This window comes from Paraburkholderia sp. UYCP14C, from assembly GCF_004197395.1.
In the GTDB taxonomy this organism is placed as follows: Bacteria; Pseudomonadota; Gammaproteobacteria; order Burkholderiales; family Burkholderiaceae; genus Paraburkholderia.
Genome location: NZ_SELS01000080.1, coordinates 1 through 26,345, shown reverse-complemented (window position 1 = coordinate 26,345; position 26,345 = coordinate 1). Strand labels below are relative to the sequence as shown.

The following is a 26,345-nucleotide window of genomic DNA, read 5'->3' as shown; positions in this document are numbered from 1 at the left end:
TCCGCCGCCACATTCCGCATCAAGCGCCCACACTTATCGGCTGTTAGTTTTTAAAGATCGATCCGCCCAACCCGCAGCGCCTGAACCACAACCACCGGCACTGCTTCGTTTGCGTCGCTGCGTCTGCAGCAGAGAAACGAGATTATGGAGAGCCATCGACAACACGTCAAGCCCCTCCTGCGAATTTCTTTTGGGGGACAGCCTGCGAGGATGCGGCCCACATATAGGAAAACGACGCGGAGCCCCTTGCGCAAGAAGCAACACGCCCCTATCTATGTGACGCCGCGCGCATGCACACGGGCTACGCACCAGCGTAGCCTCACGCATGCATGCGACAACAGCGACGATGATTTGATGTGCACCCATGAGCGCGAACCCCCAAGCTCGTATATAATGCGAGCCGCGCAAAATTTCGCATGTCCATCGGCCCGCTTTCTAGCGGGCTCATCTTTTTTGCTCCCCAGAGCACAGCCCAACAACCGCGTTGAGTCACATCAGGTGATGCTGAGCCCTGCTCGAAACGCCTGACGGTAGCGTCTTGCGTCTCATAGCGAAGCCTCTAGAGGAAATTACGTGAACCCTTTTGATCGCGAAGATTCGCAACACGAAACCGCCGCCTTCACTGCCAAAGTTCCGTCCGGCCGCTCGGCCAAAGGCAAGGGCGCCGGCAAAGCGATCCCCGTGGCAGCCGATCTGCCCCCGCAACAAGCCGAAGAGCGCCAGCGCCTGATGCGCGCACTGATCCAGTTGGGTAAAGAGCAAGGCTACCTGACCCACGCGCAGATCAACGACCACCTGCCCGACAACTTCACCGCTACCGCGGCGATCGACAGCATCGTCAGCGCGTTCAGCGACATGGGCGTGCAGGTCTACGAGCAGGCGCCGGACGCGGAAACGCTGCTGCTCAACTCGAACTCCCCGGCCGTGGTGTCGGACGACCAGGCGGACGAAGAAACCGAAGTCGCGCTGTCGACCGTCGACTCCGAGTTCGGCCGCACCACCGACCCCGTGCGTATGTACATGCGCGAAATGGGCGCGACCGAGCTGCTGACCCGCGCAGGCGAAATCGCGATCGCGAAGCGCATCGAAGACGGACTGCACGAAATGGTGCAGGCGATCGCCGCGTGCCCGCTCGCCATCTCCGCGATCCTCGCAAGCGCGCAGCAGGTCGCCGATGGCGAGCTGCGTATCGACGAACTCGTCGACGGTTTGAATGAAGAGACGGGCGCCGCAGAAGAAGTCGCGAGCGCCGATGCGGATGCCGACGAAGAGAGCGATGCCGACGAAGAAAGCGACGAAGACGAAGAAGACGACGACGCCCCGGCCGATTCGTCGGCGGCGGACGAAGCTCGCCTGAAGCAGCTCACGAGCGACTGCCTCGAAATCTTCGCCCAGGTCGGCATGCTGTCCGACGAGATGAACGCGGCGCACACGCGCGGCGACGTCACCTCCAAGGCCTATCTGCGCGCACGCGAAGAAATCCAGCAGCACCTCGCGAAGATCCGCTTCACCGCACGTACGATCGACCGTCTGTGCGGCGACGTGCAGCACCAGGTCGCGCAAGTGCGCGCGATCGAGCGCAACATTTTGCAGATCGTCGTCTCGAAGGCCGGCATGCCGCGCGAGAAGTTCATCGAGACGTTCGCGGGTAGCGAGGCCGACCTCGGTTGGACCGAGCGTGCCGCGCGCACCGGCGCTTCGACATATGGCGCGGCGCTCGAGCGTCATCTGCCGGCCATCCAGTCCGAACAGCAGAAGCTGATCGACATCGAAGCGACGGTGTCGCTGCCGCTCAAGCATCTGAAAGAGATCAACCGCAAGATGGTCGCGGCTGAATCGAAGATGCGCAAGGCCAAGAGCGAGATGATCGAGGCGAACCTGCGTCTCGTGATCTCGATCGCGAAGAAGTACGTCAACCGCGGCATGCTGTTCCTCGACCTGATCCAGGAAGGCAACATCGGACTGATGAAGGCCGTGGACAAGTTCGAATACCGTCGTGGCTGGAAGTTTTCGACGTACGCGACGTGGTGGGTCCGTCAAGCCGTCACGCGTTCGCTCGCGGATCAGGCGCGCACGATCCGCGTGCCGGTGCACATGATCGAAACGATCAACAAGCTGAACCGCATTTCGCGCGAAATCCTGCAGCAGACCGGCCAGGAAGCGCATCCGGCGGTGCTCGCGGAGCGCATGGAACTGTCGGAAGAGAAGGTCCGCGGCATTCTGAAGATCGCGAAGCAGCCGGTGTCGCTGGAAACGCCGGTCGGCGACGACGGCGATGCGACGCTGGGTGACATGATCGAAGACGCTGGCGTCTCGTCGCCGGCGGATGCCGCGATGCAGGCCGACCTGCGTGCCGCGATCGACGACGCGCTCGACTCGCTGTCGCCGCGCGAAGCGAAGGTTCTGCGCATGCGCTACGGCATCAACACGAAGTCGGATCACACGCTCGAAGAAGTGGGCAAGCAGTTCGACGTGACGCGCGAGCGGATCCGCCAGATCGAGAGCAAGGCAATGCGCAAGCTCATGCATCCGAGCCGCGCGGACCGTCTGAAGTCGTTCCTCGACCGATAAGCGTTTGCCACGCTTGCCGTGCGCACTGCACGGCAAGCCGGCCACACCGTCGTACACAAGCAACGGGATGAACCGGTCAACGGTGAGTCCCGCTGTTTGCTTTGTGCTGTACCTTCCGGTCACTCTTCACACGCGCGAGTTCTCAGTCTCGCTTCTGCGCCGTTGTCCACAGATTTTGGGAACAAGCTTGTGGACAACCTGCGCATGACTGCGCTAACTCGTTGAGCTTGTTAAGGTTCGCGCTCGCGCCTTGAATGAGTCGCGTGCCCGATCGCTTGCCGCACAACGTGCGAACCGCCCCGTTCGCTGTTGCGCGCTCGACGCGCTTTCGCCGGGTGACGAGCCCGTCGCTGCGCAGGCCGCCAGTCTGCAGATGGGCGATGCCATTCGCGTCGGCAACGTGCCCCATCCGCGGCTATACGACAGCTTCACCAGCCCTCCGGCAGCGACGACATGCCATGCAGCGTCGTCGCATGAGCGACCGCGTCACGGCGGTCGAAGTAACGCGCGCCACGCGGTGCAGGCGACGCGACGCCAGTCTCATAAGGCGCCACCGTGATCGAGCAGATTCAGCATGCCCTCGCCGGTCAAAGGTGCGTCCACGGTGCTTTGGCTCAGCATCCGCGGATCGAGGTAGCCGGAAACCTGCAGCGTGTCGGCGGCAAAGCGCATCAGCCGATGCAGCACGATCGGCGCGCCGAAGCCTAGCGTGAGCACGATGATCGCGAGATTGCCGCACTGCAAAACGAGCAGACGCACGACGCTCACGTTGCTGCCGAAATGCAATTGCGAGCCGAGCGATGTATTGCCCATCACATGGCGCGTCAGCGCCGCGATATAGAAGCTGCGGATCAGCATCGTGCCGATGGAGAACAGCGCATAAAACAGGAACAGCGATCCAAGCGCGGCCCGCGACGGCGCCATACCCACCCCGGACATGAGGCCGGCATGCATCGATGAGAAAGCGCCCTTCAGAAACACCATGAACAGCACCGCGAACAACACGACCACGCCGACGCATGTGACGAGGAACAGGCCGTAGACGAACCACGCGCGCCCCTTGAAGCGAAACGCCAGGCTACCGAAGCGGCTCGCGTTGATGCGGCGTTCTATCAGACGCATAGATGTCCACGGCATCATCTGGCCCAGCGTGAAAACGCACAACAGCGCATACAGCAACGCGCGCACACCGTAGCCGAGCGCCGAACCGGTCATGCCGCCGCGAATGCCGCACCACTGAGTGCGACTCAGCCGATAGCGTTGCGCGCCGAAAAACGCGCCCGCCGCGAGCACGACGATCAGCAGATACAACGCGACCACTGGCAGCGAACCGAGCGCCGCGCTTTTCGTCAGCATGCGCAAGACCACGCTCAGCGCGCCAGCCGCGAAAGCCGCGCTGAACACGACCACGATCGCGAACAGAAAACCCTTGAATAGCTCGCCGCCGGTGCCCGTGTAGTCGAAGCGCTCGTCCTGAAACCGCATGTGCGACCAGACATAGCGGCGATTGTTGGTGCGCGCCCAGAAGCGGTAAATGCCGAGCGTCACGATTTGCAGCAGAAGGTTCCTGAAAAAGATGCCGTAGAGGTCGCCGAGCGTGCCGTCGTAGATCAGCAGCGGCCGCTTCTCGTCGAGTGAATTCATTGCGTTGCCCTCATTTCCTCATTAACGTTTTTATGGCCCGCTCGACGGGCGACGGTGCTTTCCCGTGCGAAGGCCGGCTCGCGTAGCGCGAGCCCGTGCAAAACCTGTTTTTCAAACGCTCAGGGAATCACGCGAAACGGAAGCCGGCCGGCAATCACGATAATTACACGGTTTCTAATCGTTATAAATGGCATTCCCGCATATAAATCGGCCACTTTCATTACGAGATTTAGCAACGCGCGAATTCATTCAAATTGCATAATCCAGCAATTAAGACGGGCAATAGCAATTTCATTGGAGGCGATCATTTGACGGCCTGCTCGCGCGCGCACCGTCCGACGTGGCAAACCCGCGCAGTTTCGCCTGCGGCTCGTAAGGACCGGCCAAGTTAGAACGGCATGTGCGAAGGAAAACGATTGCGCCTTCGCACGCAACGCAACGCAACGCAATTCGCAATTCGCAATTCGCAATTCGCAATTCGCAATTCGCAATTCGCAATTCGCAATTAATAAGAAATGCGGTGAATTCTGTTAAATCGCCGCAATTTTTGGCATTTGGATAAAAAAACCCGGCTGAACATTAGATGCTCGCCGGGTAATCCGCTGCATTCAAACTGATTGCATCGACGCGATCAAAGATTTTATTTCCCCTCGAGATACTGCTCGAGCGCCCGCTTCATTCGATGCACGCCGGTTTCAATCCGCTCCACACCCGGCGCGGCAAACGACAGTCGCAGCGCCGCCCTATCGACCGCGTCCTTGTAAAACGCGACGCCCGGTACGAACATCACGTTCTGTTCGATGCACAAGCGCAGATAGTCGGATGCATCGCACGCCGCGTTCAGGCGCGCCCACACGAACATGCCGCCCGCCGGACGATGGAACGCGATGTGCTGCGCGAGATGCGTGTCGAGCGCATCGCATAGCGCGCGGCATTTCACGGCATACGCATCGATAATGCGCGGCAGATGCCGCTCCAATGCGCCGCTTGCGAGGTACTCGGCGGCGATCGCCTGGGTCCACGGTGCGCTGCATAGATCGACGGTCTGCTTGGCGACCACGCAACGCCGCACGATCTCCGCGTGCGCGACCATCCAGCCGACACGCAATCCCGGCGCGACGATCTTCGACAGACTCGAAAAATGCACGACCCAGTCGCGCGAACCGGGCACTTGCTCGCTCAATGCGAAAAGCGAAGGCACTGCCGTGCCATCGAATCGCAGATCGCCATATGGATCGTCTTCGACGATCACGAACCGATAACGCGCCGCCAGTTTCAACAATGCGATCCGACGCTCGAGCGACAACGTCGCGCCGGTCGGATTCGCGAATGTCGGCACCGTGTACAGCAGCTTGGGAGCGCTGCGCAGCGTACCCGATTCGAGCACTGCGGCGAGTTTCGCGACGTCGAGGCCGTGCTGATCGACGGGCACCGTGACGACATCGGCCTGTTGGAGCTTTAGCGCCTGCAAGGTGGCCGGATACGCGGGCTGCTCGACGAGCACGACGTCGTCGGGCGCGACCATCACCCGCAGCAGCAGATCGAAGCCTTGTTGCGAACCGGTCGTCACCAGCAGGTCCGTGGGCGCGCATGGCGCGCCGCGCCGCGTCATCAGCAGCGCGAGTTGTTCCTTGAGGATCGCGATGCCATCGGTCGGGCCGTATTGCAGACACAGCGTCGGCTGCTGCGAGGCGCGCGCGGCCGCGGCATCGAGTCCTTCGCGGTCGAACAGATCGCTCGCCGGATAACCGCCGGCGAAAGAGATCATGCCGGGCTGCGCGAGGTATTTGAACAGCTCGCGGATCGGCGAACCGCTCGGGGCTTCGAATGCGGGATTGAATGAGAACATGATGACGGCCGCCTGCCTTTCGTGTGATATCGATTCGGATGTCGAAGACGATCGGCGTCGATTGTGGCCAACGGCGGGAACTGCGGCAAACGATATCTATGCACTACTTATTGCGTTTTCCGCATGACCCCGCTTCAGGCCCATAGATGGCACTACACCACGTTCTTTTCGATGATCGGCCGGTTTTCGAGCACGCGCGCAAAGCTCAGCGAACTGAGATCGAGCGTCGCATAGCGGCCCTGCAGAATCAATTCGCTGATGCCGCGTCCGGTTGCCGGCCCTTGCTGCAAACCGTGGCCGCTGAAGCCGTTCGCGAAGATGCAGTTGTCGACATCCGGATGATGGCCAATGATCGCGTTCTGATCGAGCACGTTGTATTCGTAATAGCCGGACCAGCAGTTTTGCACCCGCAGCGCCTCGAATTGCGGCACGCGATTGGCAAGCGTCGGCCAGATCACATCGTCGAATAGCGCGTGATCGACTTCGTCGAGCGGCAGATCGTCGGGGTCGTTATCGGCCGATGGCGACGTGCCGCAGATATACGAATTGCCTTCGGGCCGGAAGTACACGCCGCTCGGATCGATCAGCAACGGACAGCGTTCGAGCCTGGCCGGCGACGTGACGTTGAAGATACTGCGCCGCCGCGCATATACCGGCAGGTCGATGCCGATCATCTGCGCGACCTTGCGCGACCACGCGCCGGCCGCGTTGACGACGACGTCGCAAGCATAGGTCTCGCCGTCGGTAGTCTGTACCTGCGTGACGCGCTTGCCATCGCGATGCAGCGCGGTGACGTCGGCCGCGACATAGCGCGCGCCGAGCGCCTGCGCTTTCTTGCGCAGCGCCTGCACGAGACCGTAGCCGTCGAACCAGCCTTCACCGCTCTCGCCAAAAGCGCCGGCAACGAGGTCGTCGGTATTGAGCCAGGGGAAGCGCGTTTGCAAGCCATGCGCATCGAGCAGACTGATATCCGCGCCGAGGCTTTTTTGCAGCGCGTGATTCTCGCGCAGCGTCGCTTCACCGGCAGGTGTCGCGAGAAACAGGTAGCCGCCTTCGTGCAGATCGATCGAGGGCCGCGTGCCGTCGACTTCGAGCCGCTCGCCGATCGAGCGCAGAAACTCGATGCCGAACAGCGACATCTGAATGGAAAGCGGCGTCGAAAACTGCTGCCGGATCGACGCCGCCGACAACGCCGACGACGAACGCGCATAGGTCGGATCGCGCTCGATGACCGTGACGCCGACTGTCGGATCGGACAGCCGCAAGAAATACGCAATCGAACTGCCGATCACCCCACCGCCGACGATCACGACTTTCGAACTCACGTCTTACTCCACGAGTAACGTGGCCGCTCCGGAACGCCGGGCGGCGCAAACGGATTGCTATCAGGAACGCGCGGTTGCTTGCGCGCGTCACGGCGAGCGCGGCGCATCGGCATCAAGCGCAATACGCCGCCATCGCTCACAACGTCACACTTGCGCGCTCAGTCGAGATTGAAGTCGATGCCTTGCGCAAGCGGCAGCGCCGTCGAGTAGTTCACGGTATTGGTCGCGCGGCGCATATAGGCCTTCCATGCATCCGAGCCCGACTCACGACCGCCGCCCGTTTCCTTCTCGCCGCCAAACGCGCCGCCGATCTCGGCGCCGCTCGGTCCGATGTTGACGTTCGCGATACCGCAGTCGCTGCCCGCCGCGGACACGAAGCGTTCCGCTTCGCGCAGGTCGCTCGTGAACACGCACGACGACAAACCGTGATGCGCCGCATTGTTCGCTTCGACCGCATCGGCGAAGTCCGCATAGCGCAGCACGTACAGAATCGGCGCGAAGGTTTCCTTCAGCACGACCGACGTTTGCGACGGCATCTCGACGATGGCCGGACGCACGTAATAGCCGCCCTCATAACCCTTCACTTCGACACGCTCGCCGCCGAACACCTTGCCGCCCTCGGCCTTCGCCTGCTGCAGCGCTTCCTGCATGCGGTCGAACGATTGACGGTCGATCAGCGGTCCCATCAGCGTGCCCTTTTCGAGCGGATTGCCGATCGGCACGCGGCTATAAAGCTGCTTCAGACGCTCGACGGTCTTCTCGTACACGCTGTCGTGCACGAACAGACGCCGCAGCGACGTGCAGCGCTGACCGGCCGTACCGACCGCCGAGAACAGGATGCCGCGCATCGCGAGCTCATGGTCGGCCGTCTGCGTGACGATGCCGGCGTTATTGCCGCCGAGTTCGAGCAGCGAGCGGCCGAAACGCTTCGCCACTTCGACACCGACCTTGCGACCCATTTCCGTGCTGCCCGTCGCGCTGACGATCGACGCGCGCGGATCGGCCACGAGCTTTTCGCCCACGTCGCGGCCACCGATGATCAATACGCTCAGGCCAGCCGGCGCGTCGCCGAATTCCTTCAGCGCGTCTTCGAGAATCCTGTTCACGGCCAGCGCCGACAGCGGCGTCTTTTCCGACGGCTTCCAGATCACCGCGTTACCGCACACCAGCGCGAGCGCGGCATTCCACGACCACACCGCCACCGGGAAATTGAACGCCGAGATCACGACACAGGTGCCGAGCGGATGCCACGACTCCGCCATCCGATGACCCGGGCGCTCGGACGCGATCGTCAAACCGTACAGCTGACGCGACAGACCGACCGCGAAATCGCAGATGTCGATCATTTCCTGCACTTCGCCCATGCCTTCCTGCAGGATCTTGCCGGTCTCCAGCGAGACGAGGCTGCCGAGCGCATGCTTCTGTTCGCGCAGCCGATTGCCGAGCAGCCGCACCAGCTCGCCGCGGCGCGGCGCCGGCACGTCGCGCCACACGGCGAACGCGTCTTTGGCCCGGGCGAGCGCCGTGTCGACCTCAGCCGCCGTCTGGCTGGCCACACGGCCGATGAGCTCGCCGGTGATCGGCGAATGAACCGCGATATCGCCGGCTTGCGCGGCTTGAGCAATGCCGAGATCGGCGAGGATGGTGGACGCGTCCATGTGAACCCCTTTAATTTCCGATACGAAACAAGAGTAAGTTCGGAAACTATACACGCGGGTTTCTATGGCGGCAAGGAGATGCTGGGGAGTGAAATACCGGTTGACAAAAGGCTGCGGTGTTTCCAGAAGGAAACTTTGTCGGACTTCGGGCGGGTGTCCGCGGCCGCGCGTCAAGCCCCTGGCGCGCCGTCCCCCTCCACCACCGCCATCAACCGGTCGACCAGCACACGCGCGAACGGCGGCAAGTCCTTCAGACTGCGCACGCAGATCTTCAGCTTGCGCTCGGCCCACGGATCGTTCAGGCCGACGATCGCGATCTGCATCGTCTTTCTGTGCCGCAGCGCGACCGACTCCGGCACGATGCCGATTCCGACACCCGCCTCGATCATCCGGCACGCGGCCTCGAAGTTGCCGACCTGGATACGAAGTTTGAGACGCGCACCGAGCGCATCGGCGGCGCTCATGATGAACGCGTGAATGGCGCTCGACGTCGGCAAGCTGACGAAGTTCGCGTTCAACACCTGCGAAAAATCGACCGACGCCTGCCTTGCGAGCGGATGCTCGCACGACGTAACCAGCACGAGCCGATCGTCGCGATACGGCAGCATCTGCAGATGCTCGGCATGCACATTGCCCGCGACGATGCCGATGTCGGTCGCGCTGTCGGCGACACCCTTGACGATCTCGCCGCTCAATACTTCGCGCAGATCGATGTTCACGTCCGGGTGATCGCGCAGGAACCGGCTCAGCACAGCCGGCATGAACTCGCTGATCGCCGTGGTGTTGGCCCAGATGCGCACGTGGCCCTTGATGCCTTCGCCGTACTCCTGCATGTCGCCGGCCAGATGCTCGACACGTTCGAGCACGAGCCGCGCGTGATGTACGAAGGCCTCACCAGCGGGCGTCGGCGTCACACCCTGGCTGGTTCGATAGAGCAGCTTGATGCCGAGCTGCTCCTCGAGATTCTTGACCCGGTTGCTGGCGGCCGGCGCCGACAGGTGCGAACGCTCCGCGGCACGCGCGAGATTGCGCGTGTCGGCGATGTGCAGGAGCAAGCGTAAATCGACGAAATCGAAGTGCATGATGAAAGCTGCTAACGAAGCATGCGCAAAAACAACTTTCATCTTAACCGGACGCGGTGAAATTTAGCCGGGAAAAGATCCGAATCGACGGACCGCCTTCATGCGCGTACCGCCTAGGCCGACTCTTGCATCATCTCCGCTTGCGGTATCAGCTCGGAATCGGGTGAAATCTCTTCGAGCGTCTGCTGACTCGTTTCGATGCGCAGCGCGAGAATCGCGATGCTCAGCAACAACAGCACGCCACCGACCATCGTCAGCACACCCGTCACCCCGAATTGCGTGTACAGCAGCAGCGCGACATAGGGTGTCGACATCGACGCCGCACGGCCGCACGTGCCGGCCACGCCGGTGCCGCGCAGGCGATGCGCGGTCGGAAACAGCTCGGGGATGTAGCCGAACAGACCGAGCGTGCAGACCGTGTAGATCGCCGTGACGAGCGCGAAGCCGACGACCGCGATCGGCACCGGCGCGCGCATCTGCACATAAATGAAGCCGAGCACGATCGTTGCGAGCGAGAACAGCACGATGCCGTTGCGTCGCCCGAGGCGGTCCGTGACGAGATAACCGACGATAGCGCCGGCCGGCGCGCCGAACGACATCAGCAGCACGAAGCCGAGCGACTGCACGATGGTCAGGCCCTCCTTGACGAAGAACGTCGGCAGCCATGCGACGAAACCGTACAGCGACATGTTGATCGCCATGCAGGTCAGCGCGGCGACCAGCGTGCGGCCGATCATGCCGCGCGCGAACAACGCCGAGAACGGTGCGGCCGGCACCTCGTGACTGACCACGCGCGCGACCGGCGGCAGCTTGCCGACGCGCGCCTCGACCTGTCGCTCGATCGCCGCGACGGTCGCCTCGGCCTCTTCGAGCCGGCCGACCGTTTCAAGCCAGCGCGGCGACTCCGGCATCCGATGCCGCAGAAACCACACGATCAGCGCACCGACGCCCGCGATCGCGAACATGTAGCGCCAGCCGAGATGCGGAATCACCCAATAGCCGATTGCGGTCGCACCGAGCAGACCGGAGTTGATGATCAGCGCGAGCAACGCGGTCCAGCGGCCGCGTGTCGCGGGTGGCACGAATTCGCACAGCGTGCCGGCCGCGACCACGAGTTCGGCGCCGAGGCCGATGCCCATGATGAAGCGCAGCAGGATCAGCCAGTAGATGTCCGGCGCGAAGCAGGCGGCGAGCGATGCGATGCCGAAGATCGCGAGATTGGCTTGATACGAATAGCGTCGGCCGAAGCGGTCGCCGAGATAGCCCGACAGGCCCGCGCCGATCATCATGCCCATGAAGGTTGCGGAGATGAAGAACGAGCCGAGGCGCAGATCGGTGAAGCCGGTTTTGACCATCGCCGCGAGAGCGCCGTTGGCGAGATAGATGTCGAAGGCGTCGAGGAAAGCGCCCGCGCCGATCAGGCCGAGGATGTTCCAGTGGAAACGACTGATCGGCAGGCGCTCGAGGCGTGCGCCGGAGTTGATGGGGGCTGGCAAATTGTGTCTCCTGTCTTTTTGGACTGCGAGCGAGAGGCGCGCGTGCGCGGAACAGTTCTGCGAGGCTGCCTTCGTTGGAGGCGGCGGCTCGGGGCAGAGCGCTGAACGGCCGTTGCTGGATCGTGCAGGGCCGTTGGCTTCAAGATTGCGACAGGTGACGTGGAGTGGGAATTGGGTTTTTTGGAGGTGAGTGTTCCGGTTTGCTTAAGGGAAGGGAAAAGAAGCTCTTCAATCGCTGCTGCCCGTCGAAATCGCGATCTCGATTACTTCAAAAAGATCAACGAAAGTTACGGACACGATATTGGCGACGAAGTGCTCGCTAGTGAGCGTTCGCCAACTCGACCACGAAGTCCAGAAAGGCTCGCGTCTTGGCCGGCATGTGATGCCGTGACGGATAGCAGGCGTAGAGGGGATAGCGTTCGTCAGGCCAGTCGGGAAAGAGATTGATCAGCCGCCCCTCATCAATCAGATGCTCGGCACCGAGAAGAAGCATCTGCGCGACGCCGGATCCGGCGAGGCACGCGTTGAGCAGCGCGCCAGGATCGTTCACCGTCAATCGTCCCCGCGGGGCAATCACGATGTGCTTGCGTTTGCGATGGAATTCCCAGGGGAACGGCTTGCCTGTCTCCGGATTACGGAATTCCAGGCATCGGTGAGTCGGGCCTTCCAGATCTTCCGGCTTTGCCGGGCGGCCGCGTCGCGCGATGTACGACGGTGCGGCCACCGTCACCACGGCCGTGTCGAGCAGCTTGCGTGCGACCAGCGTCGAGGTCCTCGGCTCGCCAAACCGCAGCGCGAGATCAAATCCCTCGAGCACGAGATCGCCGAGATGGTCACGCGCGATGAACTCGATTTCGAGCTCAGGATGCGCATCCATGAACTGGTCGAGTTGCTGCCCGAGGATCGCCCGGTAACAAACCGGATCGAGGTTGACCCGCAACTTCCCCCGCACCGCCGATGCGCCGCCAGCCGCGGCCACGGCGGCCTCCTCTAGCCCTGCGAGGTGCGGCATGACCTGCTCGTAAAAGCGGCGGCCCTCCTCCGTCAGCGATACGGAACGTGTGGTCCGGTTGAAGAGCCGGATCTTCAGCCTCTTTTCGAGCCTTGCAATGGCCCGGCTCACGCCAGGCGGCGACATTCCGATCACATCCGACGCAGCCGCAAACGTGCCGGCGTCGACTACCGCGGCAAAGACGCTAATCCCACTGGAATAATTTTCGATCCTCGATTTCATGGGCGGGCGAATTAAAGCACGTGACTGAGCCGGAATTATCGCCGGCCCGGGCCCCATCGCTCCATTTATCCCGCTGTCCGGTTCTGCGCGCTTACTTCTGCGCCGCCGGTCAACGCGGCAGTGTCGCTGCGGTCCGTCCTCGTATTGATGAACCATGCGGAAACCGACGCCAGCAAGAAGCAGCCGACGAAGAGGTGGAACACGATATTGAAGTCGTTATTCGTCCTGGTCAGGATGTAACCGACGATCAGCGGAGAAAGAAATCCTGCCAGCTGACCCGCTGCATTGACAAAGCCGATTGCCGACCCGACCACCTTGTTCGGCAGCGCGACGTTCGGGATGGTGTACAACGAGCAGCCGGCCATGGTCGAGAAGAAATAGCCGATCGTCTGATAGAACACCGCCGTTTCCGCGGTCTCCGCATGGGCCGTCATATAAGCAAAGATGGCGGCCACGATGCAGCCGAGGACGACCAGCAATTCGCGACGATTGCGGAAGAACTTGTCGGAAAGAAAGCCGGTGATGCAGTAGGCAATCGTGCCGACGAGAAAGGGCACCGACGCCATAATGCCCATTCGGGCCGTCGAAAGGCCGCGCGCTTTCAGCAGATACGTCGGGAACCAGCTCATGATGCCCCACGAGGCAATGCTGAAAACGAACAAGGTGACGAAGCACCACCAGACCAGCGGCGTTTTCACCAATCCAGCAAAATCCGCTTTACCGGCGGAAGCAGACGATGTTGTTTCGCTGGTACCGATTTCCTCCAGTTCGATATCCGAAACGTGCTTGCTGTCCTTCGGGTTGTTGCGGATATAGATCCAGCCGAATATCGCCATCGCGATACCGGGTATGAACAGGCTCGTGAAGATCGCGCGCCATCCCCACGCGGCCATCACTGCGGCCACGAACAGCGGCGCCAGCGCAGGTCCCAGGGCATTAGTGGTCATCATCAGCCCAGTCGCCCGTCCGACCTCGCGCTTTGGAAACCATGCCGACAGTGCCTTGAACGCGGCCGGAGGAAACAGCGCTTCGCCGACGCCGAACGCAACCCGCACCACCAGCATCAAACCGAGTGAATTGCACAGTCCGGTAAGCGCGGTGAAAATCGTCCACCACGCAATCCCGATCGTCGACATCAGCCGCGGGCCGAATCTGTCTGCAAGCAGGCCGGCCGGGATCTGACATAGCGCGTAGCTGAAGAAGAAGGCACTGAGGATTCCTCCCATTTCCATCGCCGACAGATGAAACTCCGACGCAATAAATGGAATTGCCGCCGCCATGATCATTCTGTCCATATAACAGAGCAGATAGATCGCAAACAGAATCAACAGCACGAGATAGCGATGTCTCCAACGAAAGCGCATGAGGTCTTCCTTATTATCGATCGACAGCAATGAAACGAAATCCGCGTCCTAGCCGGCCAGTTGGCGGTACGAGAACGACTTGAAATCGGCAGGCTCGCGAAAACCGAGCATGTCGTTGACGGTGATACCCGCGAAAGCCCCCGTGAAGCCGATTGGGGTTGCATATTCATCGCTGAGTTTCGTGAAATCCTTTTCCAGTCCGAGGTCCTTCCAGTCACCATCCGTCGTGCGATAGAAGAAGCGCAGTTTCGCGTCCACGACGCGCATCCGCAGGTCGATCGCGGTGGCCTCGGGCAGCGTCGCGAGTCGATTGCTGTACGCGAAGCTGCCGGCATCCATTTCCATATAGGACAGGATTTTTGTGCCGTCGTCGTCGCGCGTGACGAATAGGTAGTAGAAGGTGTTTTCGTCGTAACGTGCCATGAGCCCTGCCATGTGCAGATACGACTTAGGCGAAAATTCCAGCGCCGTTTCGACTTCGAACTGCCAGTCGCGGATGCGACAGGCCAGCAAGCTTTGATGGAACCGCGAAGTCGGCGACTCTTGCCCCCTGATCCGCAGATAGCCCGGATGTTCGCGAAGATTGCACCAGTCGTCGCTGATGGGGATTCGCAGACTCTGCAGTTCCAGCGGCAACGCGGCACATTGTCCGAAATCGACCGCCCAACTGCTGTCAAGGCTTTGCTCGATGTGCGAGTCGATCACGAAAGACTCGGCCGGGACCACACCACCATTCGCGAGGCGGGGCCAGTCGGCGTTCCATTCGATCGGTGCGATGCAAGTCTCGCGGCCTAGCGGCGAGCGTTTCGTGTGCGCATCGATGGGTCTCGATCCGAGATACGTCATGTACCACTGGCCGTGCGGGCCTTCGACCAGATTGCCGTGGCCGGTCCGCTGGATCCGTCCCCTAGCGTCGCGCGACGTAAGCATCGGCGTGTCGGGATGAAGCTCGTATGGACCGAAAATATCGCGGGACCTGGATACACACGTCGCATGCGTATAGCCTGTGCCGCCCTCCGCCGTGATCAGGTAGTACCAGTCTCCCTTCTTCAGCAGATGCGGAGCCTCGTAGATCTGACATTTCATGAAGTAATCGGTCTTCAGGTTGGCGCCCTTATAGATGACGCGCTCTTCGCCGATCAGCTTTTCCTCCTGCACCGAGTATTCCCGCAGAACGATGCCGACGAAAAGGTCTTCGTGGAGACCTCTGAAATCGCGCCGGATATAGGCCAGCCACTTTTTGCCCGATTCGTCGTGGAACAGCGACGGATCGTATCCGCCGGACACGAGATGCACGGGCTCCGACCAGGGGCCGGTGATGTCCGGGGCGGTCACCAGGTAGTTGTGCATGTCACGCAGCGGGGAGATCTTCTGCTCGCCTTTCCATGCCTTGGTGTCGGTATAGACGAGCCAGTAAAGACCGTCGTGATAGGACAGAGCGGGCGCCCATATGCCTGCGGACGGCTGCTCCCCGATCAGGTTCAATTGCGATAGCCTGTCCAGAGGCGTGGCCTTGAGTTCCCAGTTGACGAAGTCTTTCGATTCGTAAACGAGAACGCCCGGATACCATTCAAACGTTGAAACCGCGATGTACCAGGCATCCTTGCCACGGCATACGCAAGGATCCGGATTGAAGCCGCGCAGAACTGGATTTTGAATAGTGCTCATCGGGAGGGGTATTTTGTGACGTGCTGAGGGGAACAGATCTTCTTTCCGACAACGTTGAGAGAACAACCGACCGGATACATGACGGGAATTCGAAGCCGACTCCGGTGAAACTGTTACCGATAACAATTGAATCTAGCATGTGACCGATCAACTATTCAAGTGCGGTGATGGGAGGGTATTCCCTTGGATGGGGGCTTGCTGGTACGTCGTTCGAATGACCGGCAAGTGAGTGGCTTCAGTCGGAGGGATACGTTGATACGCTGATCACACGCGCTCCCTCGATAGGTAGAAATCCTGTGGTGCTCCAGTCGTCGTCGAGATTCTCGGCTGTCGTGCCGTCTTTCAGCCCAAGACCCTCCGCGCTCGCAGGATCACCGGCATATCGACCATCTTCCCCTCCACTGCAACCGCGGCACCATCGCTCGCCTCAACAGCCGCAAGCACCCGCCGCGCCCACTCCACCTCGGCGTCACTCCACGCATACGCGCGATGCACCGCCTCGATCTGCTTCGGATGAATGCAAAGCTTGCCGCCGAAACCAAACCGCCGCCCGCGCCGCGCATCGGCTTGCACCGCCTCAGCATCGGTAATGGTCGTCGACACGCCATCCACCGGCGCACCAATGCCAGCCAGCCTCGACGCAAGCACGATCTGCGAGCGAAACAGATGCAACTCCTCGCCATCCCCATCGATACCGAGATCGACCTGAAAATCCAGCGTGCCGAACACGATACGCAGCACGCGCGGTGAGCCACATAGCTCCGCAAGGTTCGCGAACCCGCGCGCAGTCTCGACGATCGGCAGCACGCTCAACGACGGATGCGCATTAGCCAGCACCGCGCAGATCTGTTCACGTGTCTCAGCTTTCGGCAGCACGATTCCCGCGACGCCGGCCTGCCCAACGAGCGCCGCAACGTCATCTGAAAACCAGGGTGTATCCGAGCCATTGATGCGCACCCACGCGGCCCGCGATCCGTTAGCAGACTCCGCGGCTACCAACGCCGCACGCGCCGACACCTTCTGATCCGGCTGCACCGCGTCTTCCAGATCGAGAATCACCGCGTCCGCGCCGGCCGCATAGGCCTTGTCGAACCGCTCGGGCCGATTCCCAGGCACGAACAGATACGAGCGGGGCAACGCGTTCATGCCGCCACCGTCGTGCGCGAAGTCGCATCGAATACCGAACCAATCCGCGTCTCTTCGGCAACACGCCACGCGCGGCGAAGCAATTGCGCCGCCTCACCTTCAGTAGCCGCACCCGAAAACGCCGCAAGCCGATGCAGCTTCGTCGCAATCTCATCGCGCGACAACGTATTCCCCGGATCGCCTTTCGGTTCATCGACACGCCCATCGAACACGCGGCCGTCGGTCGTCGTCACCGTGACCTTGCCTATCCAGCGTGCGGGATAGGCGGCGTCGACTTCAGCGTCGAGCACCATCGTTACCTTGTCGCGAAACACGGCGATCTCGCTCGCGTCGAAGCCCTGCTCGAATTCGGTCACGCCCGCATAACCGTGCTGCGCGACGAGCCCGAGTACCGTGCCCATGTTGAACTTCGCCTGATGCACGGTACGCGGCGTGACCACGGCACCGAGTACATCGATCGCGCCTTGATGCACGTGCGCGACGACCTTCGCGATGTCTCCCGGCGCGAGACGATGCGCCCGCACGACGGCGAGCAACGCATCGGCGGCCGGATGCGTATGGCGGCACGCCGCGTGATACTTGAACGACGTCTCCGCGGTCGCCCAGCGGCTGCCGAGCCGATCGACGAGGCGCGCCGGATCGGCGTCGCTCGACATGCCCGCGGCCATGCCCTGCGCGCCTTCGAGAATGTGAGTCGCGCCCTTGAAGCCGTCGGCGGCGAGTTGCGCGGCCATCAGGCCGTTCGCGGCAGCCATCGCGGTATGCAGTTGCTTCGAGTCGGCAGCGTCGCGCAGAAATTCCCACAGGCCGCTCGCCTGGGTGCCCGCCGAGCCGAACGCATCGAGCATCTGCAAGGGCGACAAACCCAGCAACCGTCCCGCAGTTGCCGCGGCCGCGACCGTGCCGACCGTGCCCGTGGTGTGAAACACCTTGTAGTGCGAGCGCCCGAGAAATTCGCCGACGCGAATGCCGACCTCATAGCCCGCCACCGCCGCCGCGATGAAGTCGCGCCCCGACGCTCGTTTGGCTTGTGCCAACGCGAGCGCAACCGGAAACACCACGGTCGCCGGATGAAACACCGAGCCGTTGTGCACGTCGTCCTGTTCAGCGAAGTGCGATGCCGCGCCGTTGATCATCGCGGCGAAATACGGCGTGGTGCCGCTGCGGTCGATCAGCACCTCGCAGCGGCCCTCGTTCGTCGCACCGGCTGCCGCGCGTGCGAACCGCGCGATCGTCTCGACCGGGCGCGCGCCTTTGCCGGCCAGCGCCGAGCCGAGCCAATCGACGTACAGGTTGACGGTACGCTCGACGACCTCGTGCGGAATGCGGTCGAAGTCGAGTTGTGCGGCGAAAGTGGCAAGTGTGAGACTGGGATGATCGCTCATGAGTGTCGTGTGCGGTGTCGTGCCAGGTTGCATGCGGTAGGTTCGGAATGCCGGCTCGTCATGCTGCATCACATGCGTACCGGCGCGAAGCAAAGCAGGTCTACTGATCAGATCGTGCCGGCTGCGCGCAGCGCGTCGATACGAGCATGGTCGTAACCAAGCTCACGCAGAATTGTTTCGGTATGTTGACCAAGCGTGGGCACCGGGTCCATCCGGGGCGCGATGTCGGAAGGCAAGCCGGGCGGCCGCAATGCCGGTATCGTGCCCGCTGCCGTGCCGACTTCCTGCCAGCACTCGCGCGCCTTCAGTTGCGGATGCGCCCAAACGTCCGCTAGCGAATTCATCTGCGCATTCGCGATGCCTGCTTCATCGAGTCGCTCGATCACCTGCGCGGCGCTCTGCTTCGCGAACGCCGCGACGAGCACCTCGCGCAGCGCGTCGCGCGCCGCAGTACGCTTCGAATTCGATGCGAAGCGTTCGTCGGTTGCCAGTTCAGGCTGTGCGAGCACGCGCTCGCAGAACAGCTTCCATTCGCGTTCGTTCTGCAAGCCAAGCATGACCGTCTTGCCGTCGCCAGCGGGAAACGGGCCGTAAGGATAGATCGTCGCATGCGCGGCACCCGCGAGCGCGGGCTGCGGCTGACCGTCGATCGCGTAGTAGAGCGGATAGCCCATCCACTCGACCATGCTTTCGAGCATCGACACGTCGATGCGGCACCCGCGCCCTGTGCGTCCACGCTGCAACAGCGCGCTCAGGATGTTCGAATACGCGTACATGCCCGCCGCGATATCCGCGATTGAGCAGCCCGCCTTCGCTGGCGCGCCGGGTGAACCGGTGATCGACAGAAAGCCGGACTCGCTTTGAATCAGCAGGTCGTACGCTTTCTTGTCGCGATACGGACCGTCCGCGCCGTAGCCGGAAATATCGCAGACGATCAACTTTGGATACTTGTCGCTCAACGTGTGGTAGCCGAGGCCGAGCCGTTCGGCGGCGCCCGGCGCGAGGTTCTGCACCAGCACGTCGGCATCGGCCACCAGCGCATCGAGAATCTCCGCCGCCGCGGGCTGCTTCAGATCGAGCGAAAGACTTTCCTTCGAGCGATTGGTCCACACGAAATGCGATGACAGTCCATGCACGCGTTCGTCATACCCGCGCGCGAAATCGCCGACGCCGGGCCGTTCGATCTTGATCACGCGCGCGCCGAGATCGGCCAGTTGACGTGTGCAGAACGGCGCGGCAATCGCGTGCTCGAGCGTGATGACCTTGATACCGTCGAGTGGTCTCATGATGTCCGCCAGCGGGTCAGAATGAACGCGGCAGCCCGAGAATATGCTCGGCCACGTACGAGAGAATCAGATTGGTCGAAATTGGAGCGACCTGATACAGACGCGTTTCGCGAAACTTGCGCTCGACGTCGTATTCGCACGCGAAGCCGAAGCCGCCGTGAAATTGCAGGCACGCATTGGCCGCTTCCCACGACGCATCCGCCGCGAGCAGCTTCGCCATGTTCGCCTGCGCCCCGCACGGTTGATGCGCGTCGAAACGACGGGCTGCTTCGAAGCGCATCAGGCTCGCAGCCTCGACGTTGATGAACGAGCGCGCGATCGGAAACTGCACGCCCTGATTCTGTCCGATCGGCCGGCCGAACACGACGCGCTCCTTCGCATATTCGGTGACTTTATCGACGAACCAGTAGCCGTCGCCGATGCATTCCGCGGCGATCAGCGTGCGCTCCGCGTTGAGGCCATCGAGAATGTATTTGAAGCCCTGCCCTTCCTCGCCGATCAGATTCTCGGCCGGAATTTCGAGGTTGTCGAAAAAGAGCTCGTTGGTCTCGTGATTGACCATGTTCAGAATCGGCTGCACGGTCAGGCCATGACCGATCGCTTCGCGCAGATCGACGATGAAGATCGACATGCCCTCCGATTTCTTCTTCACGTCCGCGAGCGGCGTGGTGCGGGCAAGCAGGATCATCAGGTCCGAGTGCTGCACGCGCGAGATCCACACCTTCTGACCGTTGATCACGTAACGGTCGCCGCGCCGCTCGGCGGTAGTCTTGATCTTCGTCGTATCGGTGCCGGTGGTCGGCTCGGTCACGCCCATCGATTGCAAACGCAAGTCGCCGTTCGCGATCTTCGGCAGATACTTGCGCTTCTGTTCTTCCGAACCGTGGCGCAACAGCGTGCCCATGTTGTACATCTGCCCGTGGCACGCACCCGAGTTGCCGCCCGCACGATTGATCTCTTCCATGATCACCGACGCTTCCGTGAGCCCGAGCCCCGAGCCGCCGAAGTCCTGCGGAATCAGCGCGGCGAGCCAGCCGGCCTTCGTCAGCGCGTCGACGAATTCTTCCGGATAGCCGCGTGCTTCGTCGATCTTGCGAAAGTACTCGCCGGAAAACTGCTGACACAGATCGCGCACGGCCTCGCGAATGTCCTGGAACGAATCGTGTTGCGTGATTTGCATGGTCGAGTCTCGCGGATTTTCAGGCGAGCGCGGCGGTCGCGCGCATGGCCAGGTAACCTTCGTGGTCCTTCGCCCACAGGTCGATGGTCTTGCCGTCTGCGGACGGTTTGCCACACACCGTGAACGGCTGATCTGCGAACGTGGGGCGAAGCGCGCGGAACGCGAAGCTTTGCAGCGTCGCTTGCGGCAGTTCGCGGCGCACGAGATCGACCAGCAGCGTCGCGATCAGCGGGCCATGCACGACGAGGCCCGGATAACCTTCGACCTGTGTGACATATGGATGGTCGTAGTGAATGCGATGGCCGTTGAAAGTCAGCGCCGAGTAACGGAACAGCATCACGGCATCGGCGTCGATCGTGCGGCACCACGTTTCGCCTTCGGGCGCGGGCGCCGGCTGTTGCGGCCGCGCGCCTTCCTGCGGCGCGTCGCGATAGACGATGTCGTGCTCCTCTTCGAGCTTCAATTCGCCATCGACTTCGATCGTATGTTGCACGGTGACGAACACGAGGCGGCCCGAGCGGCCGGTCTTGTCATCGATATTGGCGATCGTCGACGTGCGTCGCGCATGCTCGCCGACTTTCAGTGGGGCATGAAACGTAAGCCGGCCGCCAGCCCACATGCGTCGCGGCAGGGGCACGGGCGGCAGAAAGCCGCCGCGCTTCGGATGACCGTCGGGACCGACTTCGGATAGCGGCGCGACCGGCAGAAAGTACAGCCAGTGCCACAACGGCGGCACGGTGTTACCGCTTTCCTCGCGATCCAGCGTAGCCGCGAGTGCCGTCAATGGAAACGCGGTGATGTCGTCTTCGGTCACCGCCTGCTTGTCGAGCCAGTCGTCGAGTTTCTCTGGGGCAGCGGACATGGCGGAGTCTCCAGATTCAGGTGTTGGTCCGTGATGGGTCCCACTATGACCGACGCGCTGTGTTCCGCGAAGTTCGAATTTCCGAAGCGGGCCTTTGGTTTTGATTAAGACGTTAGGCCCGGCGCGCAGCGCTGACAATCTGTTTTCAGCGCGATCGGCGATCGATACGGCTTGACCTGCTCGTTCTTGCCGCGTCGCGACGATGCTCTTTCACCTGCCGGCTTATTTGAGCCCCAGTCGTTTGGCCAGCCGATTCAAATTCGCCCGGTCCAGCCCCAACTCGCGCGCGACCGCTGCCCAGTTTTGCCTATTGCGGACCAGCGCTTCGAGAACGAGATTGCGTTCGAACTCGGTGACCGCGCTGCGAAAGTCTTTCGTCTCGCTTTCCTCGCTTTGCGTGGCGGTTTGATTTGCTTCAGGATCCTGTGCGTCGGACAACGCCAGGTCCGCGGCCGTCAACGTCAGAATACGGCGGCGCTCGCGACTGGCCGCCAACGCCTTCAGCGCACTGCGTCCGATCAGATGCTCGAGTTCGCGCACATTGCCGGGCCACGCGTAGTGCAGTAGCGCGGCCTGCGCATCAGTCGCGAGACGCAGACTCAGCAAGCCGAGCCGCGAGCGATTGTCTTCGAGGAAGAAGCCCGCCAGCAGCAGCACGTCGCGGCCACGCTCGCGCAACGGCGGCACGCGTAGCGGATAGACGCTGAGGCGATGATAGAGGTCGGCGCGAAAGCGGCCCGCGCGCACTTCTTCGGCAAGATCGCGATTGGTGGCGGCGATCAGCCGCACGTCGACTCTGTGTTCGTGGTCCGAGCCGATGCGCTGCAACTGGCCATTCTGCAGCACGCGCAACAGCTTCGCCTGCACCGCGAGCGGCAACTCGCCGACCTCGTCGAGGAAAATGGTGCCGCCGTCCGCGAGTTCGAACTTGCCGCGCCGATCCGCCGACGCCCCCGAAAACGCGCCACGCACGTGCCCGAACAGTTCGCTCTCGACGAGCGTATCGGGCAACGCCGCGCAGTTCAGGCTGATCAGCGGCTTGTTCGCGCGCGGCGACAGCGCGTGGATCGCATTCGCGACCAGTTCCTTGCCGACGCCGGTTTCGCCGGTCACGAGCACGGTCAGATCGCTGGCGGCCACCACCTCGATTTCCTTCACCATGCGGCGATGCGCGTCGCTGCTGCCGATCAGCTCGCGCCGGCTCTCGCTGCTCGCCAGCCGATACGCTTCCGCGCGGCGCTGCGCCTCCTCGCCATTGCGCGCCAACGCGTCGATCCGTTCGACCACGCTCACGGTCGCGGCCGCGAGGCCGAGAAACGCCTGCAGCGAAGCCATGTCGAGAGTGTCGAAGCGTGCCGGGTCGAGTGCGTCGAGCGTGAGCAGACCCCAGGGCTCGCCGCGGATGAACAGCGGGCACCCCAGACAGTCGTGCACTTCGAGGTGTCCGGCCGCCATGCCTTGCACGAGGCCATCGTAGGGGTCGGGCAGATCGGAGTCGGCGGCGAAGCGAGTCGGCCCCGGCTGGGCCAGCAGCTCCCGAAAGCGCGGATGCTCGGCGACGCGAAAACGCCGTCCGAGCGTATCGCTGCTCAAGCCATCGATCGCGAGCGGCACCAGTGTGTCGCCTTCGAGGCGCAGCAGCGCGGCGGCGTCGCCCGGGAACAGAGAGCGCAGCGCACTGAGCAGCCGCCGATAACGCTCGCGCTCAGACAGTTCGCGCGACAGGTCGAGAATCAGCGGGGTCAGAACGTCGAGGACGGCCTCGGTAGTCAGATCGACTGCGGGTAGAGTCTTTTCGACTAGTGTCGAATGAACCATGTTAGTTGCCAGATCGTTGATCTAAATGCATTTTATACCTGGCACGAATCGTGGATAGTAGAGGCAGTCTGCCGAAACCGGCTGCGACACTCGCTGATAGACAGACGCTCACACAGACTCTCATCAGGACTTGAAAATATGCTATCCGCCGAACACCGCGCCATCATCAAAGCAACCGTGCCGCTCCTGGAAAGCGGCGGCGAGACGCTCACCACGCACTTCTACAATCTGATGCTCAGCGAGCACCCGGAAGTGCGCCCGATGTTCAATCAAGCCAATCAGGCGAGCGGCGCGCAACCGCGCGCGTTGGCCAACGGCGTGCTGATGTACGCCCGCCATATCGATCAGCTCGAGCAACTGGGCGGGCTCGTCGGGCAGATCATCAACAAGCACGTGTCGCTGAACGTGCAGCCCGAGCACTATCCGATCGTCGGAAGCTGCCTGCTGCGTGCGATTCGCGAAGTACTCGGCGCGGAGGTCGCAACCGATGCCGTGATCGAAGCGTGGGCCGCCGCGTATCAACAACTCGCCGATCTGCTGATCGGCCTCGAAGAGAAGAGCTACGCCGAAAGCGAAGCAGCGCCCGGCGGCTGGCGCGGCACGCGGCTGTTCCGCGTCGCGCGCAAAGTGCAGGAAAGCGACGAGATCACGTCGTTCTATCTGCGTCCCGATGACGGCGGCGAGTTGCTCGCGTTTCAGCCGGGGCAGTATATCGGCGTGCGTCTGATGATCAATGGCGAAGAAGTGCGCCGCAACTATTCGCTGTCCGCAATGAGCGATGGCCGCGAATATCGCATCAGCGTGAAGCGTGAACCGAACGGCACCGTGTCGAAGTATCTGCACGAGCAGATCAAGGAAAACGACACGCTCGATCTGTTCGCTCCGGCCGGCGAATTTACGCTGCAGCCCGGCGACAAGCCATTGGTGCTGATCAGCGGCGGTGTCGGTATCACGCCGACGATGGCAATGCTGCAAGCCGCGCTGAAGACCAATCGTCCGGTGCACTTCATTCACGCGGCCCGTCATGGTGGCGTGCATGCATTCCGCGGCGCAATCGATGCATTGGCCGCACGCCATCCGCAACTGAAGCGCTTCTATTGCTACGAGCAGCGCCGTGATGGCGATGCCGACGCGCACGCAGTCGGCTACGTCGACGAAGCGAATCTGAAGAAGTGGCTGCCGGAAACGCGCGATGTCGACGTGTATTTCCTTGGGCCCGTCGCGTTCATGAAGGCGATCAAGAAAAGCCTGAAGGCGATCGGCGTGCCGGAATCGCAGAGCCGTTATGAGTTCTTCGGGCCGGCTGCCGCGCTCGAATAACGCACTCGACTGATCGACGAGTACTTGCCCTCTTCGAATCGTTGCGAAGCGTATTCGGGGACGGGCATCTTCAGGTTTCAATCACGCCGGCGGGTTTGGCCTCGTAATAGCGGGCCGGGTCTGCCGCGCGTTCTAGCGCTCCCTTCTGCGGCGAAACGCCCACCAGCCTGTCAACCCGGTAAAGCCGGCGACCAGCAGCACCATCAGCCAAAAGCCATGCTTGTTCTCGGCGAGCGGAATGCCGCCGACGTTCATGCCGAAGAATCCTGCGACGATATTGATTGGCATCACCAGCACCGTGACGAGCGTCAGCGTGAAAAGCGTGCGGTTGTTCTGCTCCTCGAGACGTGAGGTGATTTCTTCCTGCAGCAATCTGACCCGCTCGATCAATCCCGACACATCCGAGAGCACGACCGAGAACTCCTCCGTCGATTCACGCAGATCCTGCACGTCTTCGGCATGAAGCCAGCGAGGCGGCCTCGCCAGCAAGCGGAAAATCGCGCCCGGCTCGGGTGCCAGCATGCGCTGCAGACGTGTCAGCGTGCGACGCATCGCGCCGAGGTCGAGGCGGTTTTGCGTCGGCCGCTGCGACAGAAAGCGATCCTCGATTCGATCGACATCGGCACTGGTTCGGCGCACGATCTGCACGAGCAGATCGGCCTGGTCGCGCATCAGATGAACTAGCAGCTCGGCAGGCGACCTGAATATTTCCCCTTCGCGCACCGACGCACGCAAACGATCGACCGAGCGCAGCGGCTTCAGCCTCGCCGTGACGATGAGCCGCTTATTTGCGTAAATCCACAGCGTCGCGATTTCGGACGGGATGAATTCGAGGTTGAACATGACGTCGTTGACGACCGCGCGCAGTGCGCCGTCCGCATGCTCGATCCGTGTCGAATGCGAGCCTTCCCGCAAGGCGTCGAAAAAGGTCTCAGGCAGCTCGAGCTGCGTGCGCATCCAGCGCTCGCTCGCGCTATGCGCAAGATTGAAGTGAAGCCACAGAAACTCGCCAGCGTCCTTTGCGGTAATGCCGGTATCATCCTCGCGCTCGCGAAACCAGTCGATGACCTCGTCCGCGTCGATCGGCTGTCCCGCAAGCATCGGCGAAAACCGGAAACCGCAGACCATTCCCGACGCATCCGCGCCGTAGGTTTGCAATGCCAGATCAGATTTCATAGGTCGTTCAATGCAAACGCTTCCGAAAGGAATACGTGAGCATAGCGCGATCGATTGAAAGAAAGTTGACGCGCGCAGTTTCCGGCGTCGTATTGTCGAATTGCTGCGGTTCGATTGTCACGAAAGAGTCGTCTCTTCCGAATTGGGCCGCGCAAATGCAGAAACCCCACCGCTGGGGGTGGGGTTTCTGACTGGGTAAGGAGTCTGACGATTACCTACTTTCACACGGGCAATCCGCACTATCATCGGCGTGGAGTCGTTTCACGGTCCTGTTCGGGATG

General features: G+C 62.0%; 18 protein-coding genes and 1 pseudogene. 3 read left to right on the top strand and 16 right to left on the bottom strand.

The window, feature by feature from the left end; translation table 11 throughout:
* Positions 1 to 573: 573 nt before the first annotated feature.
* The gene (rpoD, locus tag EVC45_RS38900; RefSeq protein WP_129963428.1) at positions 574 to 2,571 is read left to right on the top strand and encodes an RNA polymerase sigma factor RpoD; all 1,998 of its coding nucleotides are present in this window, start codon (positions 574 to 576) and stop codon (positions 2,569 to 2,571) included.
* Positions 2,572 to 3,111: 540 nt separating this feature from the next.
* Here rpoD and EVC45_RS38895 read toward each other — a convergent pair.
* The 6 genes from EVC45_RS38895 to EVC45_RS38870 all read right to left on the bottom strand — a co-directional run bounded on the left by EVC45_RS38895 (position 3,112) and on the right by EVC45_RS38870 (position 11,625).
* On the bottom strand, positions 3,112 to 4,215 hold the full coding sequence (locus EVC45_RS38895; RefSeq protein ID WP_129963427.1) for a YjgN family protein: 1,104 nt from the start codon (positions 4,213 to 4,215) through the stop codon (positions 3,112 to 3,114).
* Positions 4,216 to 4,855: 640 nt separating this feature from the next.
* Complete coding sequence (locus tag EVC45_RS38890; protein ID WP_129963426.1) at positions 4,856 to 6,064, bottom strand: PLP-dependent aminotransferase family protein; 1,209 nt, start codon at positions 6,062 to 6,064, stop codon at positions 4,856 to 4,858.
* Positions 6,065 to 6,216: 152 nt separating this feature from the next.
* A complete protein-coding gene (locus tag EVC45_RS38885) occupies positions 6,217 to 7,389 on the bottom strand; it encodes an FAD-binding oxidoreductase (RefSeq protein WP_129963425.1) in 1,173 nt (390 codons plus the stop codon).
* A gap of 158 nt (positions 7,390 to 7,547) precedes the next feature.
* Positions 7,548 to 9,047 carry an aldehyde dehydrogenase family protein gene (locus EVC45_RS38880; RefSeq protein WP_129963424.1) on the bottom strand — a complete coding sequence of 500 codons (1,500 nt, stop codon included), beginning with the start codon at positions 9,045 to 9,047 and terminating at the stop codon, positions 7,548 to 7,550.
* 170 nt (positions 9,048 to 9,217) lie between these two features.
* Positions 9,218 to 10,129 carry a LysR family transcriptional regulator gene (locus EVC45_RS38875; RefSeq protein ID WP_129963423.1) on the bottom strand — a complete coding sequence of 304 codons (912 nt, stop codon included), beginning with the start codon at positions 10,127 to 10,129 and terminating at the stop codon, positions 9,218 to 9,220.
* A 113-nt stretch (positions 10,130 to 10,242) separates the two neighbouring features.
* A complete protein-coding gene (locus EVC45_RS38870; protein WP_129963422.1) occupies positions 10,243 to 11,625 on the bottom strand; it encodes an MFS transporter in 1,383 nt (460 codons plus the stop codon).
* A 159-nt stretch (positions 11,626 to 11,784) separates the two neighbouring features.
* Here EVC45_RS38870 and EVC45_RS48065 point away from each other — a divergent pair.
* Positions 11,785 to 11,940, top strand: a pseudogene (locus EVC45_RS48065) (diguanylate cyclase domain-containing protein); the annotation flags it as partial.
* Between the two features lie 4 nt (positions 11,941 to 11,944).
* On the opposite strand, the gene EVC45_RS38860 reads toward EVC45_RS48065, so the two are convergent.
* The 9 genes from EVC45_RS38860 to norR form a co-directional block, all read right to left on the bottom strand.
* Complete coding sequence (locus EVC45_RS38860; RefSeq protein ID WP_129963421.1) at positions 11,945 to 12,859, bottom strand: LysR family transcriptional regulator; 915 nt, start codon at positions 12,857 to 12,859, stop codon at positions 11,945 to 11,947.
* Positions 12,860 to 12,924: 65 nt separating this feature from the next.
* Positions 12,925 to 14,253 (bottom strand): MFS transporter, encoded by a 1,329-nt coding sequence (locus EVC45_RS38855; protein ID WP_248295432.1) that lies wholly within the window; start codon positions 14,251 to 14,253, stop codon positions 12,925 to 12,927.
* A gap of 18 nt (positions 14,254 to 14,271) precedes the next feature.
* Positions 14,272 to 15,957, bottom strand: coding sequence for a glycoside hydrolase family 43 protein (locus EVC45_RS38850; protein WP_248295431.1), 1,686 nt, complete (start codon positions 15,955 to 15,957; stop codon positions 14,272 to 14,274).
* Between the two features lie 276 nt (positions 15,958 to 16,233).
* Complete coding sequence (locus EVC45_RS38845; RefSeq protein WP_129963420.1) at positions 16,234 to 17,037, bottom strand: CoA ester lyase; 804 nt, start codon at positions 17,035 to 17,037, stop codon at positions 16,234 to 16,236.
* Entirely contained in the window at positions 17,034 to 18,422 is a 1,389-nt protein-coding gene (locus EVC45_RS38840) for an MmgE/PrpD family protein (protein ID WP_129963419.1), read from the bottom strand. The genes EVC45_RS38845 and EVC45_RS38840 overlap by 4 nt, the downstream gene beginning before the upstream one ends.
* A gap of 107 nt (positions 18,423 to 18,529) precedes the next feature.
* A complete protein-coding gene (locus EVC45_RS38835; RefSeq protein ID WP_129963418.1) occupies positions 18,530 to 19,708 on the bottom strand; it encodes a CaiB/BaiF CoA-transferase family protein in 1,179 nt (392 codons plus the stop codon).
* A 16-nt stretch (positions 19,709 to 19,724) separates the two neighbouring features.
* A complete protein-coding gene (locus EVC45_RS38830) occupies positions 19,725 to 20,888 on the bottom strand; it encodes an acyl-CoA dehydrogenase family protein (RefSeq protein WP_129963417.1) in 1,164 nt (387 codons plus the stop codon).
* Positions 20,889 to 20,907: 19 nt separating this feature from the next.
* Positions 20,908 to 21,750 (bottom strand): MaoC family dehydratase N-terminal domain-containing protein, encoded by an 843-nt coding sequence (locus EVC45_RS38825; RefSeq protein WP_129963416.1) that lies wholly within the window; start codon positions 21,748 to 21,750, stop codon positions 20,908 to 20,910.
* 222 nt (positions 21,751 to 21,972) lie between these two features.
* Complete coding sequence (norR, locus tag EVC45_RS38820; RefSeq protein WP_129963415.1) at positions 21,973 to 23,568, bottom strand: nitric oxide reductase transcriptional regulator NorR; 1,596 nt, start codon at positions 23,566 to 23,568, stop codon at positions 21,973 to 21,975.
* A gap of 138 nt (positions 23,569 to 23,706) precedes the next feature.
* Here norR and hmpA point away from each other — a divergent pair, with 138 nt between their 5' ends.
* The gene (gene hmpA, locus EVC45_RS38815; protein WP_129963414.1) at positions 23,707 to 24,888 is read left to right on the top strand and encodes an NO-inducible flavohemoprotein; all 1,182 of its coding nucleotides are present in this window, start codon (positions 23,707 to 23,709) and stop codon (positions 24,886 to 24,888) included.
* A 132-nt stretch (positions 24,889 to 25,020) separates the two neighbouring features.
* Here hmpA and EVC45_RS38810 read toward each other — a convergent pair whose 3' ends face one another.
* Positions 25,021 to 26,064, bottom strand: a complete 1,044-nt coding sequence (locus tag EVC45_RS38810; protein WP_129963413.1) for a transporter — start codon at positions 26,062 to 26,064, stop codon at positions 25,021 to 25,023.
* Positions 26,065 to 26,345: the final 281 nt, after the last annotated feature.